Raw genomic sequence first — 18,855 nt, 5'->3', positions numbered from 1 at the left:
AGGGCCAGCACCGTTGCAGCGGTTGTCACACCCCTTGGGCGATTTCCACAGCATCGTGATACTGCCCGCGGAAGAACAGCAGCGGCGTTCCTTCCTGGCGCGAATCCAGCGCTTCCACCGCGCCCACCACCAGCCAGTGATCGCCGATGTCATCAACCCGTTCGATCCGGCAATCGATCCAGGCCAGCGCGTTGTCGAGCCGCGGCAGGCCCGCCGGGCTGTGGCCATGGGCCAGTTCGGCAAACTTGTCATCGGCGCGGCTGGCAAAGCGGCGGCACAGGTCCAACTGGTCGGCACCCAGCACGTTGACGCAGAACCGCCCGGTGGCGGCAATGCGCGGCCACGAACCCGAACGCTTGTCGGGGAAAAAGCCGACAAGCGGCGGATCGAGCGAGATCGAGGTGAACGAGCCCACCACCAGCCCGGTGCGCAAGCCGGCTTCGTCAACCGACGTGATGACGCAGACACCCGTGGGATAGGCGCCAAGAACGGTGCGGAAATGCTTGGGATCGATCATGGTGTCCTCGGGGCAAGCAAAGAATGGGGGATCAGAATTTCGCTGCGCTGCGTCAATCGCCGATCCTGGCCACTTCCTCAAGCACCCGTTCGGACCATTCGCGGCGGCAGATCAACAAATCGGGCAGCCAGGTGTTGCGGTTGTTGTAGACCAGGGGCGAACCATCAATGCGCGAGACATGCAGGCCGGCGCCGGCCGCCACGGCCACCGGCGCGCAATTGTCCCATTCGTATTGCCCGCCCGAATGGAGGTAGATCTCGGCCTGACCGCGCACCACGGCCATCGCCTTGGCCCCGGCGCTGCCCATCGGCAGCAATTCGCCACCGATCGCCTTGGCCACTTCCACCGCCTCGTGCGCGGGGCGCGAGCGGCTGACCAGGAGCCGCGGCGTGGACGCCATGGGCGGCAGTGGCGCAATGCCGGCGCTGTCGAGCACCAGGTCTTCCCCCGGCAGCGCCACGGCGCCGAGCACGGCCTTGCCGTCCACGGCCAGGCCCACGTGCACGGCCCAGTCGCTGCGGCCTTCGCCATATTCGCGCGTGCCATCAAGCGGATCGATGATCCACACCCGGTTCTTGGCCAGCCGCGCGGGTGTGTCGGCGGTTTCCTCGCTCAGCACGCCATCATCGGGACGGTGCGCCGCCACTTCGGCCATGAGGAACGCATTGGCGAGAACGTCACCTTGCGCCCCCAGCGCCTTGCCCTCGTGCGTGCCGGCGGCACGCAAATCCGTCAGGATGCGCCCCGCCCCTGCGGCCAGATGCCGCGCCAGCGCCAGATCGTCCATCGCTTGCCCCCTGCCTGTCCGATCAGATCACCGGCATCCACGCGCCGATCACCCGCTCGACAATCCGCTCGGCGGCGTCTTCGGGGCTTTCGCGGCGCGTGTCCACCCGGATTTCGGGGTTTTCGGGGCGCTCGTACGGGCTGTCGATCCCGGTGAAGTTCTGGAGCTGGCCGCTGCGCGCCTTTTTATAAAGGCCCTTAACGTCGCGCTTTTCGGCGTCTTCCAACGGGGTGTCGATGAACACTTCGATGAATTCGCCTTCGGGCAGCAGGCTGCGCACCAGCTCGCGCTCCGCACGGAACGGGCTGATGAACGCGGTCAGGACGATCAGGCCGGCATCGGTCATCAGCTTGGCCACTTCGCCCACGCGGCGGATGTTCTCGATCCGGTCGGCGTCGGTAAAGCCCAGGTCCTTGTTCAACCCGTGGCGCACGTTGTCGCCGTCCAGCAGGAACGTGTGCTTGCCCAGCGCGTGCAGCTTCTTTTCCACCAGGTTGGCGATGGTCGATTTGCCCGAGCCGGACAGCCCAGTGAACCACAGCACGGCCGGCTGCTGCATCTTGAGCGCAGCATGGGCCTTGCGCGTCACGTCCAGCGCCTGCCAGTGCACGTTCTGCGCGCGGCGCAGGCTGAATTCCAGCATGCCGGCGCCAACGGTGGCATTGCTGATCTTGTCGATCAGGATGAACCCGCCCAATGTGCGGCTTTCCGTATAGGGCTCGAACACCAGCGGCTTGTCGGTCACCACTTCGGCCACGCCGATGGCGTTGAGTTCCAGCGTCTTGGCCGCCAGATGCTCCATGGTGTTGACGTTCACCACATATTCGGGCGTGCGCACGGTGGCCGAAACGGTTTGCGTGCCCAGCTTGAGCCAATAGGCGCGGCCCGGCGTCAACGCCTCGTCGGCCATCCACACCAGCGTGGCCTGGAACTGGTCGGCCACTTCGGGCGGAGCGTCGGCCAGGGCGAGCACGTCGCCGCGCGAGCAGTCGATCTCGTCGGCCAGGCACAGCGTGATCGCCTGCCCCGCCTGCGCCTGGTCCAGATCGCCTTCCAGCGTCACGATCCGGGTGACCGTGCTGGTCTTGCCCGAGGGCAGCACGCGCACGGCATCGCCGGGCTTGACGCTGCCGCTGGCGATCAGGCCGGAAAAGCCCCGGAAATCCAGGTTCGGGCGGTTGACCCATTGCACCGGCATACGGAACGGACGGGCCAGATCGTCGGCCCCGCGCACCGGCACGGTTTCCAGGTGCGCAATCAGCGAGGGCCCGGTGTACCACGGCGTGTTGGCCGATGGCGCGGTCACGTTGTCGCCGGCAAAGCCCGAAATCGGCAGCGCGGTGAACGTATCGATGCCGATGCTGGTGGCAAAGGCGCGGTAATCGGCCACGATCTCGTCAAAGCGGGCCTGGCTGTAATCGACCAGGTCCATCTTGTTGACCGCCAGGACGATGTTGCGAATGCCCAGCAGGTGGCAGAGGTAGGAATGGCGCCGCGTCTGCACCAGCACGCCCTTGCGCGCATCGATCAGGATCACGGCCAGATCGGCGGTGGAAGCGCCGGTCACCATGTTGCGGGTATACTGTTCATGGCCGGGGCAATCGGCCACGATGAACTTGCGCTTTTCGGTGTTGAAGAAGCGATAGGCCACGTCGATCGTGATGCCCTGCTCGCGCTCGGCCGCCAGGCCATCGACCAGCAGCGCGAAATCGATCGCCTGGCCTTGGGTGCCCTGCTTCTTGCTGTCGCTTTCCAGCGCGGCCAGCTGATCCTCGAAGATCATCTTGGAATCATAGAGCAGCCGCCCGATCAGCGTGGACTTGCCATCATCCACCGACCCGCAGGTGATGAAACGCAGCATCGTCTTGTGCTGGTGGGTTTCCAGATAGGCATCGATATCCTGCGCAATCAGGGCATCGGTCTTGTAGATGACGTCGGCCACGTCGGTGATCGTTTCCGGCATCAGAAATACCCCTGCTGCTTCTTCACTTCCATGCCGGCGCCGCCGGCATCCTTGTCGATGGCGCGGCCCTGGCGCTCGCTGGTGGTGGTCAGCAGGGTTTCCTGGATCACTTCGGGCAAGGTCTTGGCCGTGCTTTCCACCGCGCCGGTCAACGGATAGCAGCCCAGCGTGCGGAAGCGGATCGAGCGCATCACCGGTTCTTCCCCGGCCCGCAGCGGGAAGCGATCGTCGTCCACCATCAACAGCATGCCGTCGCGCTCCACGGTGGGGCGTTCGTCGGCAAAATAGAGCGGCACGATCGGCACGTCGTTCAAGTGGATGTACTGCCAGATGTCCAGTTCGGTCCAGTTGCTGATCGGGAACACGCGGATGCTCTCGCCCTTGTTCTTGCGGGCGTTATAGAGGTTCCACAGCTCGGGGCGCTGGTTCTTGGGGTCCCAGCCGTGGCTGGCCGTGCGGAACGAGAAGATGCGTTCCTTGGCGCGGCTCTTTTCCTCGTCGCGTCGCGCGCCGCCAAAGGCCGCGTCGAAGCCATGGAGATCGAGCGCCTGCTTGAGCCCTTCGGTCTTCCACATATCGGTGTGAAGCGCGCCATGATCGAACGGATTGATCCCGCGCGCCTTGGCTTCGGGGTTTTGATAGACCAGCAGTTCCATGCCGCTTTCGCGCGCCATGCGATCGCGCAGCTCGTACATCGCCTTGAATTTCCACGTGGTGTCCACGTGCAACAGCGGGAACGGCGGCGGCGAGGGATAGAACGCCTTGCGCGCGAGGTGCAGCATGACCGCGCTGTCCTTGCCCACCGAATAGAGCATGACCGGGGCCTGCGCCTCGGCCACGACTTCGCGCATGATGTGGATCGCCTCGGCCTCAAGGCGTTGCAGATGGGTGAGCGACGGCATGTTCATGGCGCCGCCTTTGGCACAGCCGCCCCCCGCAGCGACAGGGCGAATTGGTTAAGCGCCCCCAAGCCAAACTTTGGGCCCTTACCCCTCCCGCGTGCGAGAGGGGCTTTCGTCAATCGAAATAGGCGATGCAGCGCACTTCTATGCTGCTGCGGATTTGGGTGTCGGGCAGGCTGCTGTCGTGGAACGCGGTGTGCGGGCAGCGCCAGGTCACGCTTTCGTCGCTGTCGTTGAATTTGAACAGCAGCACGTCATCGGCCGCCATGTTGGCGAAATACCACCAGCGGTGCGCAGGGGAATAGCGGAAGATCGTGGCGGCGATCATGTCCTCCTCGCCCGGCACGGGGGCCGTCAGCGCGTCGCCCACCGGAAATTCGTCCACCACGAACAGCGTGTTGGAGGCCGTTTCCGCCTGGCCCACGCTGCGCCCGTCGCACACCGCCAGGGGCCAATCCTGCGGCCCGGGCGAAAACGTGCGCCACAGTGAAAAACAGATCGCGCGGGCATAGCCTGGCCGATCGGCAAAGCGCTGGTCGTGCATGCGCTGCGCGGCACGGCGCGCGGTGGGGCGGTTGTAATCGACATGGGCCTCGCCGGCCGGCGGCTGAATACCGCCGTTGTGCTGGTAATTGGCCACCTTCTCTTGCGCGCGGGCGGAAAGATCGGCCGAAGTGCGGATCATCCAGCCTTGCGCCGCCACGCGATCGGCGCCGCACATCCGCGCCACCAGCGCTTCCACTTCGGCGAGGTAATGCGCGTCGACATCGGCCCGGTCATGGAAATCCCGCACGGCCGACTGGTGGCGACCCAGCATGAAACCATGGGTGTCGAGCGTGAAGTGATCGCGGATCGGCATGCCGTCGCGCACCACCACGGCATGATCGGTATAAGTCCCAGTGTTGATTTCGGCCCCCTGGCTCACATAGCGGCGGGTGACGAAACTCCCCTCCCCCAGATAGCGGATCAACGCGGGCGCCTGGCGCGCGGTTTCTTCGATGGGATCGATCGCCTCGGGGCGGGCTGACAACACGGTGTCCATGGCGCTTCCTCTCGCACGGATGAAGCGATCTGGCGCGCTCCACTCGTTTGCGTGCCTAACAATTTTGCGCACGCGAGTCCAGCGGTTGGCCCCCAGGCCGGCCCGGCCCGGGGGCTGCGGCAGCGATCAGAACGCAGCCGAAAGCGTGGCCTGGAACGTGCGGCCCCAGCGCACGATCTGCGGCACCGCTTCGCTGGTGGCGCTCACCGTGCGATAATAGCTGATATCGTCGAAGATATTGCTCGCCTGAAGCGACAGGCGCACGTCCGGGCGCAGCGCATAGCCGACCGAGGCATCGACACTGTGGGTTGCCCGCTGGGTATCGTTCATCGCCGCGCCGCCCCAGGTGCCAAAGCGATAGGCCGCTACCAGCGAACCGTTGTAGCGGTAAGCCAGGTTGGCCGATACTTTCTTCCCTTCATAGAACACCGAGGCATTGGCCAGGAACGAGGGCACACCCTGCATCGCCTGGGTGGCATCGGTACCCGAATCGAGCAGGTGGGCCCAGGAGTGCTGGAACGTCACGTTGCCCGAAACGCCAAAGCCCGAAACCCAACCTTGCAACGCGCTCAACTGGAACCGGCCGGCCAGTTCCAGGCCATAGAGCGCCGCGTTCCCACCGTTCATCGGCTTGCTGATCGAACTGACGCCGGTGCTGGCGATTTCCTGGGCGCGATAGCTGGTGCCGCGATCATAGAGATAGTTGCCGATCGCCTTGTAGAACGCCGCGATCGAGCCGCTGAACCCGTGGGACTCATGTTCCAGATTGAGGTCGAAGTTCCACGAGGTGACGGGGCGCAAATCGGGGTTGCCCTGGGTGATGCTCACCGATCCATCGCTGTTCAGCTCGGTCTGCGTGCCGCCAGCCAATTGGAAAAACGCCGGGCGGGTATAGCTGCGCCAGATCGCGCCACGCAGGATGCCACCCTGCCAGGGATGCCAATCGGCGTGCACGCTGGGCAGCAGGATGTCATAGCGGGTGCGGCTGGTGCCCCAACCCGATGACGTGGTGGCCGTGGCGCCATCGTCCACGCTCACCGTGTTCCAGAAACGGTTGTCGATCGTGGTGTGCTCGAACCGCAGGCCCGGCTGGATCGCCACGCCGCCAGCCTGCATGCGCGCCAGCACATAGGCCGACCACACGTTTTCGTGGCCCGACAGGGTGTTGCCGTTGTAATCGTCGGGGCTGAGCGTCACGGCGGAAGCGGCCGATGCCGCCGCCCCGGTCAGCGCGTCCCCATCGAAGCGCACGAACGAATAGGGATAATACTTCTTGTCGATCGCGGCGATGGTGTTGCGGGCAAACGGGCTGGCGCTCAGCGGCGTGCCGGTGTCGATGAATTCCAGGCCGCTATAGTCGCGCGAATAGCTTGCCCGGCTGCTGCGCACGAACTTTACCCCGGCTTTCACCGCCTGCACCAGGCCGCCCACTGCCAGTTCGGCATCCAGGCGCCCGCCCACTTTGTTGGCCGTGCTGCGCGAGGTGGTATATTCACCGCTGCCGTCGGCCTTGAGGAACAGGCTGCTGTTGTTGAGCCGGGCAAGCTGCGCCGCGCTCAGCGCCGGGATCGGATAGCCATCGCGATAGGTCACGCTGAACGGGCCGCCAAGCTGGTTGGCTGCGCTGGTTTCGAACGAGACTTCGGCATGGTCGGGCGCGGCACTCTTGGCCCAGCTCCAGAATGCGGCATAATCCAGGGTCAGCGGCCCGTCGCTGGTCTTGCCGCCCAGTTCGGCGGTATCGAGCGCGGATTCCGCCGGAGCCGTTTCCACCCAATAGTGATAGGCGGCATCGCTTTCCCCGTTCTGATAGAGCCCGTCGGGGCGCACCGTGGGCGAGGAATAGTGATCAGCCTGGATGCCCTTTTGATAGACGATCTGGCGGATGTTGGATTCGGCCACCGTGCCGCGCAGATAGAGCTTGGTGGCGCCCATATCCCAATCCAGCGAGAGCGCGCCGCCAAAGCGGGTCTGGTGACCTTCGGTAAACTGCGCGTTGGTGCTGGTCAGCAGCAGGTTGTCGGCCTTGCTGAAGCCTGCCGGGTTGCTGCCCTGCTCCCCTTCCGAAACGGCATACTCCCACTGCCCCGCCTGGAAATCGACCATAGTCGAAGCGAAGTAGCGCTTGCCGTAATAGCCCGTGGCATAGATGCCGAACTGGTGATCGGCGCCAAAATGTGTGCTGTATTCGCCCTGGGCCAGGCCGCTGCCGGCCGGCACATGGTAATCCAGGCCATACTGGCTGACACCGCCCTGAAGCGTGAGGCCAAGATGGCCATCCTTGAAATTGTCGGCGCTGGGCGTGCGGAAATCGATCGTGCCGCCGATCGCGTCGCCATCCATGTCGGCCGTCGATGTCTTGCTCACGACCACGGCAGCAAGGCCGACCGGCGGCAGCAGATCGAGCTGGATCTCGCGCGAATAGGGCATGCCTTGGGCGGCATTGGCGCCGTTGACCAGGTTGACGTTGTACGAACCCGATAGCCCGCGCACATAGACAAAGCTGGCGCCGCCGCGCGCGGCGCCATCCAGCCCGCCGTGATTGCCCGAAGACGGGGTGCCAAAGAAGTCGGTGGGTGAAACCGAAATCCCCGCCACTCGCGCCAGGGCATCGACCACGCTGACATTGGGCTGGCGCACCAGGTCTTCGGGGGCAAGCACGGCGGTGGTGCCGGGCGCTTCCAGCTTCACGGTGCGTGCCGCCTGCCCCGAAACGACGATGCTACGGGTGTTGCCGTCGGCATCGGCCTCGCTGCTGGGAGCGGGCAAGCCATCGGCTGGCGCGGTGGCGGTGGCATGGGCCACCAGCGGGGCGGCGAGCCCGCCCAGCGACATGGCAGCGAGCGCAGCGCCACGCAGCAAGCGCGCACGGCGGGGCATGCCGGAAAGGATCGGCAAATCGGTCATCGAAGGACTTCCCTGTTGCTGAGTTGTTGGCCTGTTGGCGAATTCTTGGCCTGGCGGCGAATCGTCGGCACCCGTCATGACGGCGCCTTGTGCAGCGGCACCTAGGCGCACCGCACGACGATTCCATGACACATCCACATTTTCTGATGAGATGTTTTGCAATTTTGAGGATTTGCAAACATTGTCATCGAAATTTCATCAAAAACGCCAAATGGGTCAGCATGACCGAAAACCGCATTCCGGCCCGGCTGCACGCCTTGGCCTTGCTGCTTGCCGCCAGCCTCTCCCCCCTGCCCGCATGGGCGGCACCGCCGCCCCGGCCGGCCGGCGCACTGCGGGTGATGAGCTTCAACGTTCGCTGGCCCTCACCCGATGACGGGATCAACATCTGGCCAAGGCGCCAGCCGCTGTTCCTCGCCACGATCCGGGCCGCCGATCCCGATGTGATCGGCACGCAGGAACTCTATCGCCGCCAAGGCGATGCCGTGGTGCGCCATCTGCCGCACTGGCGCTGGTTCGGCCCCGATCGCTTTGGTGGCCATGCCGACGAGCACATGGGCATACTCTATCGCCATGACCGGCTGCGCCTGCTGCGCCACGGCGTGTTCTGGCTTTCCCCCACGCCGGATGTGCCCGGCAGCCTGGGCTGGGGCGCCACGTTGCCGCGCATGGTGCAATGGGCCGTGTTCCAGCGCCGGAGCGCGGCCCGCACCACGTTCCTGATGATCGACACTCACCTGGCCAACCGCGACAAGGAAGACGAGACGGCCCGCGCGCAAAGTGCACGGATGATCGCCGCACGCCTGCCCGCGCTCGCCGACGCGCTGCCGGTGGTATTGACCGCCGATCTCAACGCCACGCCAGACAGCGCCGCCTATGCCACGCTGACTGCAAACCTCGCCGATAGCCGCCAACGCGCCGCCAACCCGCTTGGCCCGGAAGCCACGTTCCACGATTTCACCGGCCAGGCGCAGGATCGCATCGATTACATCCTGGTGCGCGGCTGGCGGGTGCGCAATTATGCCGCGTTGACCGACCACCAGGGTGCGGGCTGGCCTTCCGATCACTTCCCCATTCTGGCAGACCTGACGCCGGACCAACGGGAAAGCACGCCACAACAATGAGCATCAAGCGCCAGGATCGCCAGGACCGCCTGCTGGCACTGCTCGGTTCGGGCACGACACTGGCGATCACCGCCTTGGCCCGCGATCTCGACGTGTCGGACGAGACGATCCGCCGCGAACTGCGCGATCTCGAAGCGGCCGGCCGGGTGGAACGCCTGCACGGCGCGGTGCGTCTTGCCCGGCGCGAAACCGAAGGCCCGCTCGACCGGCGCCTGCACGAAAATGTCGATGCCAAGAAGCGCATTGCGCAAGCCGCCGCGCGCTTCGTGGCCGATGGCGACATCATTTTCATCGATGCCGGCACCACCACGTTCCATATTGCCGAGGCCCTGCGCCAGCACACCGACCTGACGGTGATCACCAATTCGCTCGGCGTCGCCACTGCGCTGGGCGGGATCAACGGCAACCGGCTGTTCCTGGCCGGCGGGCAGATGGACTATGAATACCGCGCCTTTTCCGATCGCCAGGCGCAGGATTACGTGGCCGGGTTCACGCCACACCTTGCCCTGCTGTCCGTCGGCGCCGTCAGCGCCGATCGCGGGCTGATGGATTTTCACGCGGGCGAGGCAACGATGAGCCGGATCGCCTATGCCACGGCAGGGCGCGTTCTGCTGGCGGCAGATGCGTCAAAGTTCGGGCGCTATGGCCTGATGGCCACTGCGCCTTGCGCCAGCGTGAGTGTGCTGGTTACCGATCAACCGCTTGCGCCAGACATCGCCAGTGCCTTCGCCCATGCCGAAGTCGTCGTGACGGGTTAGGCGGCAGGCGGTTGCACCCGCCAATCGCGCCCCTACCTTGGTGGGCATGATGCATTCTTTCCCCGGCCGCGCGGCCGACAGTGCCCGGCTTGCCGAAATCACCCGCATACTGGCCCGCCACGGGCTGGGCTGGCTGGCGGCCCGGTTTCTGCCCAGCGGGGAAAGTGCCGATGCCGGGGACGGCGATCCCGCCACCACGCCCCGGCGCGTGCGGCTGGCGCTGGAAGAATTGGGGCCCGCCTGGATCAAGCTGGGTCAGATCCTGGCGACACGGGCCGACCTGCTGCCGCCCGAATGGATTGCCGAGTTGGAGCGCCTGCAAAGCCAGGCTCCCACCCTGCCCTTTGCCGCGCTGCGGCCCGATCTGGAGCAGGCGCTCGGCGCGCCGGTCGATGCGTGCTTTGCCAGCTTTGACGAAGCGCCGCTGGCCGCCGCCTCCATGGCGCAAGTACACCGCGCCACTCTCCACGATGGCCGCGCGGTGGTCGTCAAGATCCGCCGCCCCGGCATTACCGCCCCCATGCTGGCCGATCTGCGGCTGATCGCCGGCGCCGCCGCCCTGGCCGAGCGGACCAACGCCCAGGCCCGCCGCCTGCGCGCCGGCGCGATGGCAGCCGAACTGGCCGACGCGCTGCGCCAGGAACTGGATTTCACCGTCGAAGGCCGCAATGCCGACAAGCTGCGCGCCGATTTTGCCCGCAACCCGCGCGTGATCGTGCCGGAAATCCACTGGCCCCTCAGCAGCGAAAGCGTGCTGGTGATGGACTATGTGGCCGGCGTTGCGCCAACCAGTGCCCAGGCCTTGCTGGAGGCGGGGATCGATCCGGCCAGCATCGCCGCACTGGGCGCCGACGTCGTGCTCGACATGGTGCTGATCAACGGCCGCTTTCATGGTGATCCGCACCCCGGCAACTTGCGCTGCACGCCCGGCAACGGCATCGCCCTGCTCGACCTGGGCCTCGTCGGCCAGGTCTCGCCCCGGCGGCGGGAGGAATTCATCCGCTTTACCCAGGCGTTGATCACCGCTGATGATACCGCCATGGCCGATGTGCTGGCCACCTGGGACGAAAGCGGCAGCGCACCGCCCGCGGCCGTGGCGGCGGCGGCGCGCCGCCTGGTGGAAACCCATGGTGGGCAAAGCCTGCGCCTGGCGCCGATGGTCGCCGATTTCCTGCCGCTGCTGCGCGAAACCGGCATCGTCATGCCGTCAGACTTGCTGCTGATCTTCAAGGCCCTGGTCACCATCGATGGCGTGCTGACCCGCATCGAGCCGGGGTTCGACCTTGCCGCCGCGCTGCGCCGGTCAACCTTGCGCCTGGTGGCGGCGCGGCTTTCGCCCGATCATTGGCAACCGATCGTGCGCGCGCTTGGCCTGGAACTGGCGCACATGGGCAACGATGCCCCGCGCCTGCTGCGCGCGGCCGTGCAACGGCTGACCCAGCCGCCGGCGCCGATCGAACCATCACCGCAATGGGCCGCGCTCGTTCGCCCGATCACGCGCGCCATCTGGGGTGCAGGAACGCTGGTTGCCGTGGCCGTGATGGCCGCCCGGCTGCTGGGTTGAACAGCAGCTCAGTTGACCGGCACATCCTCTGAAGTGGGCAAGGGGATGCCACCCTGCACCATGACCGATCGCGTCGGCTGGGCCAGCGCGATGCCGGCCGCTTCGAATTTTTCCATGATGGTCAACAGCACGTCCTGTCGCGCCAGCATCGCCTTGTTGTAATCCGGCCCGGCAAGATAGGACCACACTTCGATCGTCAGCGCGGTATCGGCAAAATTGGTGAAGGTGGCGCGGATGCCATCGTTGAGCACGCCGTCATGATCACGCAAGGCTTGCGTCACGATGTCCACCGCCTCGCGCACTTTGGCCACGGTAAGGCCATAGGCAATGCCGATCACCGGGTTGAACAGGAAGCGGTCGCGCGTGGCGAAATTCTCGATCTGCCGGGCGGCGAAATCACCATTGGGAATGGTCACCAGAGTGCGATCGTTGGTGCGGATGCGGGTAGAGCGGATGCCCACGTCCTCCACCGTGCCCGAAACATCGCCCACCCTGCAGAAATCGCCCACTTGCACCGGCTGGTCGGCAATCACCGTCACGCTGCCGACGAGGTTCTCCACCGTCTTTTGCGCGCCCAGCGCCAGGGCGATACCGCCGATGCCCAGCGCCGCGATCCCCGTGGTAACGTTGATACCAAACGTATCAAGCACGCCCACCACGGTGAAAGCCAGCAACAGCAACTTGGCCCCGCGTCGCAGCAGGTTGACCACCGAAATCACCTGGCGGCGCTGGTAGTGGTGCAGGCGCCGCGTCGCCAGTTCGGCGATTGCATCGATCAGGCGCAGTGCGAACCACACCAGCGCGACCAGCGCCACCGTGCCGCCATAGCGCAGCAGGGTCTGCCGCGCGACGATCGCCACGGGCAGCCGGTTGGCCCACATGAAGAAGATCATGATCGACAGGAACAGGCTGAGCGGAGGCAACGCGGCGGCAAGGAAGCGATAGACCGCGCTATCCTGGCAACGCGGGATCACCTTGCGCACCACCAGCAAGACCAGCGCGGCGAGCAGGCGGAACACGGCAAAGCTGACCGCGGCAAGGCCCAGCAGCATCGCCCAATCGCTGACCGGCGCGCCACCGATCATCCAGTTATCGGGGCTGGTGCTGGCTGCCGGCGCCTCCCGCGGGACATCGGCCTTGGCCAGGATCTGCAAGGTTTCGGGCGCCACGCGCCATACCACCACCTGGCCTTGCTGGCTGCTGGCCAGCATCACCGGCACTTTATCCTCGCCCACCTTCATCGTGCCGACCTGCTCGCGGTTGAACGGCAGATCGTCGGTCAGGTCGCCCACCGGCTGGTTCGACAGCGCGCCGAACGCGCGCAAGGTGCCACCCTTGTCGAGCAGCACTTGCAGGCGCCGCGCCAGTTCCTCGGCGCCGTTGGTCAACCGCGGGTTGTCCATGCGCACCGACATGAAATGCGCGGCGCGTTCATAGTCGCGCCCGGCCAGGGCCTGGATCAGGCCCGCTACCGAAGATCGCGGGGTTTCTCGGCCATAGGGGTCTGACGGTGCCGCGGCGCTGGAGGAAGCGGTCGGTGTCAGCTGGGCATGGGCAGCTGGCGCAGCCAGCAACAACAGCGCCAGCAAGGCAGAGCGGATCAGGCGAAAAATGGGCAAGCGTCCTCCGGTCGGGCGGCAAAAGCGGTTGGCTCGTGCCGTCTCAACCGGGTGGCGGCGCGTTCGGTTCCCCGCCGCGCCGCGCAGACGTCACTCCTCGCCCATGCGCAGCGCGGCGATGAAGGCTTCCTGCGGGATCTGCACGTTGCCGTACTCGCGCATCCGCTTCTTGCCTTCCTTCTGCTTTTCCAGAAGCTTCTTCTTGCGGCTGATGTCCCCGCCATAGCACTTGGCGGTCACGTCCTTGCGCATCGCGGCAATGGTCTCGCGCGCGATCACCTTGGCGCCGATCGCGGCCTGGATCGGGATCTTGAACAAGTGGCGCGGGATCAGGTCCTTGAGCCGCTCGCACAGCGCGCGGCCACGCGCTTCGGCCTGGCTGCGGTGCACGATCATGCTCAGCGCGTCGACCGGCTCGTTGTTGACCAGGATGTTCATCTTGACCAGATCGCCTTCGCGCAACCCGATCTGTTCGTAGTCGAAGCTGGCATAGCCGCGGCTGATCGACTTCAACCGATCGTAGAAATCGAACACCACTTCGTTGAGCGGCAATTCGTAGTTCACTTGCGCACGCCCGCCGACATAGGTGAGCCCGGTCTGGATGCCGCGCCGGTCCTGGCACAGCTTGAGGATCGAGCCGAGGTGTTCGTCGGGCGTGTAGATCGTCGCCTTGATCCACGGCTCTTCCATCGTGTCGATCTTGACCACGTCGGGCATGTCGGCCGGGTTGTGCAGTTCCTGGGTGGAACCATCGGTCATGCTCAGGCGATAGACCACCGAAGGCGCCGTGGTGATCAGATCGAGGTCGTATTCGCGGCTCAGGCGCTCCTGGATGATTTCCAGGTGGAGCAGCCCGAGGAAGCCGCAGCGGAAGCCGAAGCCCAGCGCCGCGCTGGTTTCCATTTCAAAGCTGAACGAAGCGTCGTTCAAGCGCAGCTTGCCGATCGAATCGCGCAGCTTTTCAAAGTCGGCCGCGTCCGTCGGGAACAGCCCGCAGAACACCACCGGCTGCACTTCCTTGAAGCCGGCCAGCGGCTCGGCCGCGCCGCCCTTGACCGTGGTGATCGTGTCACCCACGCGGGCCTGGGCCACTTCCTTGATCTGCGCGGTGATGAAGCCGATTTCGCCCGGCCCGAGTTCGGCCAGTTGCTCGATCTTGGGGCGCATGCAGCCCACGCGGTCGATCAGGTGCTCGGTCCCGCCGGCCATGAACTTGACCTGCAGGCCCTTCTTGATGACCCCGTCGATCACGCGCACCAAGATGACGACGCCCAAGTACGGATCGTACCAGGAATCGACCAGCATCGCTTTCAAGGGCGCGTTGCGATCGCCGCCCGGCGGAGGAATGCGCGCCACCACGGCATCGAGAACTTCCTCGATGCCGATGCCGGCCTTGGCGCTGGTCAGCACGGCATCGCTGGCATCGATGCCGATCACTTCCTCGATCTCGGCCTTGACCTTTTCCGGCTCGGCGGCGGGCAGGTCGATCTTGTTGATCACCGGCACGATCTCGTGGTCATGCTCGATCGACTGGTAGACGTTGGCGAGCGTCTGCGCTTCCACGCCCTGCGCCGCGTCCACCACCAAGAGCGCGCCTTCGCAGGCAGCAAGGCTCCGGCTCACTTCATAGGCGAAGTCGACGTGGCCGGGCGTGTCCATCAGGTTGAGCTGATAGGTCTGCCCGTCCTTGCCCTTGTAATCCAGGCGCACGGTCTGCGCCTTGATGGTGATCCCGCGCTCGCGCTCGATATCCATGTTGTCCAGCACCTGCGCGGTCATTTCGCGCTCGGCCAGGCCGCCGGTGTATTGAATCAGGCGGTCGGCCAGGGTGGATTTGCCATGGTCGATGTGGGCAATGATGGAAAAATTGCGGATCAGCGCGAGGTCGGTCATGCGCCGCCGTTAGCAGGCCCTTTGCGCCCTGTCATCAGGGGCGATGGGGGTGTTTGGCCGCAGGGAACATGCCCTGCCGTGGTCGTTGCAACATGCCTTCACCCCACCTTGCGCTGTACCGTGCGCTCGGGCAGCGGCATCGGCGCGCGCACCTGGACCACGGCGATGCGGCCATCCTCGTCGGCCTTGAGCGGGGCGGCGAATTCCACGCCCATGCGGTCGTCGTTGCTCCAGCGGCAGGTGCCCGTCACAGTATGGCCATCGGCCAGTTGGATGCGGAACACCGTGCCTGCCGGCACATTCCACAGCCCTTCGATCAGCGCGCCGGTCATCGAGATGTTGCGAACCATGCCGTTGTATTTGTGCCCGGCGTGCTCCAGCACCACCTTGCGCAGCATCGACTGGCGGCTGGCGCGGGCCGAACGCGGCCCTTGTGCCACCGCGACAAGGCCCGTGGAAAGCCGCGCCGCCGCGTTCACCGCCGAGAGCGGGCGCTCATAGATATAGCCCTGGACATGGCTGCAGCCCAGCATGCGCACCAGGTCCAGTTCGTCGAGCGTCTCGACGCCCTCGGCCGTGGTTTCCATGCCCAATGCTTCGGCCAGGCTGACGATCGAGGCGATGATCGCGCCGTTCCGGCTGCCCGGCTGGGTGGCGCCACGCACGAACGACTGGTCGATCTTGATCTTGTCGAACGGCGCGGAGCGCAGATAGCCTAGCGAGGAATAGCCAGTGCCGAAATCGTCGAGCGCCAGGCGCACACCGATCGATTTCAATTGCTTGAACATCTGGTCGGTGCCCTCGTCGTTGTTGAGGAACACGCTTTCGGTGATTTCCAGCTCAAGCCGCTCGGCATCCACACCCGCGTGGGCCAGCGCCGACGTGACGATCGTGGGCAGCGCCGGGTTGGCAAATTGCAGCGGCGACACGTTGACCGCCACGCGCACGTCTTGGGGCCATTGCGCCAGATCCTGGCAGGCCGTGCGCAGTGCCCATTCGCCGATCGCGGCGATCAGGCCGGTGTCTTCGGCAATGGGGATGAACTTGGCCGGCGAAATGAAGCCATGCTTGGGGTGGTGCCAGCGCAGCAGCGCCTCGAACCCGGTGATCCGCTCGGTCGCGGTCTGCACCACCGGCTGGTAATAGAGTTCCAGCCCGCCGTGGGCCACCGCGTCGCGCAGTTCCTCTTCCAGCTGGCGCCGTTCCTCGGCATCGCTGTGCAGGTCTGCGGCATAGAAATGATAGCGCCCGCGCCCGCCATCCTTGGCGGCATAGAGCGCGAGGTCGGCGTTGCGAATCAGCGCCTCGCTGGTCACCCCGTCGTCGGGCGCGATGGCGATACCCACCGATGCGCCGATCATCACGCGATTGCCGTCAATGGCATAAGGCGCCGAAAGCTGCTCGATCACCTGCCCGGCGAGATAGGCAAGGTGGTCGCGCTCAATCTTGCCGGGCATGATCACCTGGAATTCATCGCCGCCCAGGCGCCCAACGCGGCCGACATTGCCGATCACGCCCTCCAGCCGCTGCGCCACCTGCTTGAGCAGCGCGTCGCCCGCCGGATGGCCCAGCGTATCGTTGACCTGCTTGAACCGGTCGAGATCGAGCAGGAACACGGCGCAGGCGCGGTGCTGCACTTGCGGGGCAACCAGGATCTTTTCCAGCGTCTGCGACATGCGCAGGCGGTTGGACAGGCCGGTCAGCGAATCGAACTGCGCCAGGCGCGAGGCATGTTCGGCCGAGCGGCGCTTTTCCGTCAGATCGGTGCCCGAACCGCGAAAGCCCTGGAAATTGTTGAAGGTGTCATAAGTCGGGCGGCCGTTGATCTGCCACCAGCGCTCTTCCAGATCGGTGGCTGCACGCACGGCCAGTTCGGAAAAGCTCGATCGCGCCGAAAGGTGGAACGCCAGGGTGCGCTCGCCTTCGCCGGCCTGGCTGGCCAGGTTGAACAGCTCGGGAAACGGGCGGCCGATCAATTCTTCGACGCTGCGGCCCAGGATCTGGGCCACGGGGCGGGACAGGTAAGTGATCTGGCCGCGTCGGTCGGTTTCCCAGAACCAGCCCTGGCCGGTTTCCTCGTAATCGGCCAGGATTTCCTGGGCCCGCGTCTGGATGCGGGTTTCGATTTCCATCTGTTCGCGCGTGCGCGCTTCGATCTCGCGCTGGCGGAAATAGGCGGCCACCGCCACGGCGAGGCCGATGCCCAGCGTGACCAGCCCGCCCAGACGGCTCGCCGCACAGGCAACGCCTGCCCAGATCGCCACTTGCGCCACCAGCACGCCGGCCAGTTGCCCGGATTCGAACACCGTGGCGAGCAGCGAGACGGTGACCAGCAGGGCCAGTGCCTCAAGCCAGGGCACGGCGCCGATGTCTGCCCAATGGCCCACCGTTGCGCCAAACAGGAACATCGGCATGCCCACGGCCAGCGCCATCAACATCATCCGGGGCGCAGTGCCCACCACGCCGGCGTTTTCAACCCGCACTGCCAGCGCGCCCAGCAGGGCCAGCACCACGGCGGTGATTCCCACCGAAAGCACCGTGCCATCAGGCACCGTGGCATTGAGCGCGCCCAAGCCGACCAGCCCCACGGCCATCGGCACGGCAATCTGCGGCCATTCGCGCGCGATCAGGCGGTTGCCGTGGCGCAGTGCCGGGGCGTGGCTCGATGGCACGCGTTCGCGCCGCCGCTGGGTGCGTGCATAGTCGCGGCGATCATCGCCACGTGCTTCAAGATCGGTCTGCTGAGCCCCGGATACGTCTGCCATGACACCGACTTGCCCGAACGGCTTTGAAAAACCGTTAAGCAGACCTGACGAAGGCGCTCGAAATCTGCCCACTTTTACCTCCGTAATGAACCTGCTAGGCCGCGCGCCGGGGCCGGAAGGGACGTTGCAGCGCAAAAGGACGGTTTCTGGCCGGCCTGTTCGTGCGGCACGGCCGGCAGGAGATGACGGGATCGTGGCGAGTTTAACCGCTGATTTTTCGATGGTTGGCGTGGCGGGCCGGCGGCTGAGGCTGGGGCAATGGCACGTTCGCGCGCAAGCGGCGCGTCCGCTTGTGCTGCTGAACGGCATTGGCATGAACATGGAGCTGATGGAGCCCGTGGCGCGTGCCTTGTCCTGCCGCCGGGTCATCAGCTTCGACGTGCCGGGCATCGGCAAGTCACCCGACCCGATCATTCCCTATACCATGCCGTGCATGGCGCTGACGCTCGCGGCGCTGCTCGATCGCCTGCATCTCGATGCGGTCGACGTGCTGGGCATCAGCTGGGGTGGCGCGGTGGCGCAGCAATTTGCATTCCAGCATCGCGCGCGCATCGGCCGGCTTGCCCTGGCGGCAACCGCGGCGGGCGTGGCCATGGTCCCCGGCAATCCCACGATCCTGAGCCACATGGCCGATCCGCGCGAATATACCGTGGCCCGCACCCTGCAACGCAATCTGGCCATGCTCTATAACGGCGGTGGCCGCCACGCGGTGTCGCTCAATGCCGCCATGCCGCCCTCGCCGGTGGGCTGGGCGTGCCAGTTGAGTGCTTTCTCCAGCTGGAGCAGCGCGCCGTTCCTGCCGCTGCTTTCGGTGCCCACGCTGGTTCTGCACGACGAGGAAGACCAGCTCATTCCACCCGCCAACGCCCATTTCCTGCATGGCGCCATTCCCGGCAGCCAGCTCGAATTGTTCAAGGGTGGCGGCCACTTGTTCATGCTGGCCGATCCCGAAGCCTTTGCCGCCACGCTGCGCGGGTTCCTCGACGCCGCCTGACGCGGAAAAGCACCCGCGCA

Annotated in this window: 13 protein-coding genes; 4 read left to right on the top strand and 9 right to left on the bottom strand. The window is 65.7% G+C overall.

Annotated elements, in window-relative coordinates; all coding sequences use genetic code 11:
• Positions 1-25 precede the first annotated feature (25 nt).
• The 6 genes from FHW94_RS20190 to FHW94_RS20165 form a co-directional block, all read right to left on the bottom strand.
• A complete protein-coding gene (locus FHW94_RS20190; protein ID WP_168557640.1) occupies positions 26-517 on the bottom strand; it encodes a flavin reductase family protein in 492 nt (163 codons plus the stop codon).
• A gap of 52 nt (positions 518-569) precedes the next feature.
• Positions 570-1,304: a 3'(2'),5'-bisphosphate nucleotidase CysQ gene (locus tag FHW94_RS20185; protein WP_168557639.1), complete on the bottom strand. Its 735-nt coding sequence runs from the start codon at positions 1,302-1,304 to the stop codon at positions 570-572.
• 22 nt (positions 1,305-1,326) lie between these two features.
• Positions 1,327-3,267 carry a sulfate adenylyltransferase subunit CysN gene (gene cysN, locus FHW94_RS20180; protein WP_168557638.1) on the bottom strand — a complete coding sequence of 647 codons (1,941 nt, stop codon included), beginning with the start codon at positions 3,265-3,267 and terminating at the stop codon, positions 1,327-1,329.
• Positions 3,267-4,169, bottom strand: a complete 903-nt coding sequence (gene cysD / locus FHW94_RS20175; protein WP_168557790.1) for a sulfate adenylyltransferase subunit CysD — start codon at positions 4,167-4,169, stop codon at positions 3,267-3,269. Before cysD ends, cysN begins: the two co-directional genes overlap by 1 nt.
• 115 nt (positions 4,170-4,284) lie before the next feature.
• Positions 4,285-5,211 (bottom strand): CmcJ/NvfI family oxidoreductase, encoded by a 927-nt coding sequence (locus FHW94_RS20170; protein WP_168557637.1) that lies wholly within the window; start codon positions 5,209-5,211, stop codon positions 4,285-4,287.
• Positions 5,212-5,337: 126 nt separating this feature from the next.
• Complete coding sequence (locus tag FHW94_RS20165; RefSeq protein ID WP_168557636.1) at positions 5,338-8,118, bottom strand: TonB-dependent receptor; 2,781 nt, start codon at positions 8,116-8,118, stop codon at positions 5,338-5,340.
• Between the two features lie 221 nt (positions 8,119-8,339).
• Here FHW94_RS20165 and FHW94_RS20160 point away from each other — a divergent pair, with 221 nt between their 5' ends.
• Genes FHW94_RS20160 through FHW94_RS20150 form a run of 3 tightly spaced genes read left to right on the top strand, consistent with a single transcriptional unit; the run spans position 8,340 to position 11,564 of the window.
• Positions 8,340-9,242 carry an endonuclease/exonuclease/phosphatase family protein gene (locus tag FHW94_RS20160; protein ID WP_168557635.1) on the top strand — a complete coding sequence of 301 codons (903 nt, stop codon included), beginning with the start codon at positions 8,340-8,342 and terminating at the stop codon, positions 9,240-9,242.
• Positions 9,239-10,000: a DeoR/GlpR family DNA-binding transcription regulator gene (locus tag FHW94_RS20155; RefSeq protein ID WP_168557634.1), complete on the top strand. Its 762-nt coding sequence runs from the start codon at positions 9,239-9,241 to the stop codon at positions 9,998-10,000. Before FHW94_RS20160 ends, FHW94_RS20155 begins: the two co-directional genes overlap by 4 nt.
• 46 nt (positions 10,001-10,046) lie before the next feature.
• Positions 10,047-11,564 (top strand): AarF/UbiB family protein, encoded by a 1,518-nt coding sequence (locus FHW94_RS20150; protein WP_168557633.1) that lies wholly within the window; start codon positions 10,047-10,049, stop codon positions 11,562-11,564.
• Between the two features lie 8 nt (positions 11,565-11,572).
• Here the strand turns inward: FHW94_RS20150 and FHW94_RS20145 are convergent, their stop codons facing one another.
• From FHW94_RS20145 to FHW94_RS20135, 3 genes are all read right to left on the bottom strand, one after another.
• Positions 11,573-13,183 carry a mechanosensitive ion channel family protein gene (locus FHW94_RS20145; protein ID WP_210425780.1) on the bottom strand — a complete coding sequence of 537 codons (1,611 nt, stop codon included), beginning with the start codon at positions 13,181-13,183 and terminating at the stop codon, positions 11,573-11,575.
• 90 nt (positions 13,184-13,273) lie between these two features.
• Positions 13,274-15,076, bottom strand: a complete 1,803-nt coding sequence (gene lepA / locus FHW94_RS20140) for a translation elongation factor 4 (protein WP_168557632.1) — start codon at positions 15,074-15,076, stop codon at positions 13,274-13,276.
• 98 nt (positions 15,077-15,174) lie between these two features.
• Positions 15,175-17,841, bottom strand: coding sequence for an EAL domain-containing protein (locus FHW94_RS20135; RefSeq protein WP_168557631.1), 2,667 nt, complete (start codon positions 17,839-17,841; stop codon positions 15,175-15,177).
• A gap of 193 nt (positions 17,842-18,034) precedes the next feature.
• Here FHW94_RS20135 and FHW94_RS20130 point away from each other — a divergent pair, with 193 nt between their 5' ends.
• A complete protein-coding gene (locus tag FHW94_RS20130) occupies positions 18,035-18,835 on the top strand; it encodes an alpha/beta hydrolase (RefSeq protein ID WP_248290558.1) in 801 nt (266 codons plus the stop codon).
• Positions 18,836-18,855: the final 20 nt, after the last annotated feature.

Source organism: Novosphingobium sp. SG720, assembly GCF_012275365.1.
GTDB lineage: Bacteria > Pseudomonadota > Alphaproteobacteria > Sphingomonadales > Sphingomonadaceae > Novosphingobium > Novosphingobium rhizosphaerae.
The sequence above is the reverse complement of the archived record's forward strand: the minus strand, read 5'-3'. Positions and strand labels throughout refer to the sequence as shown.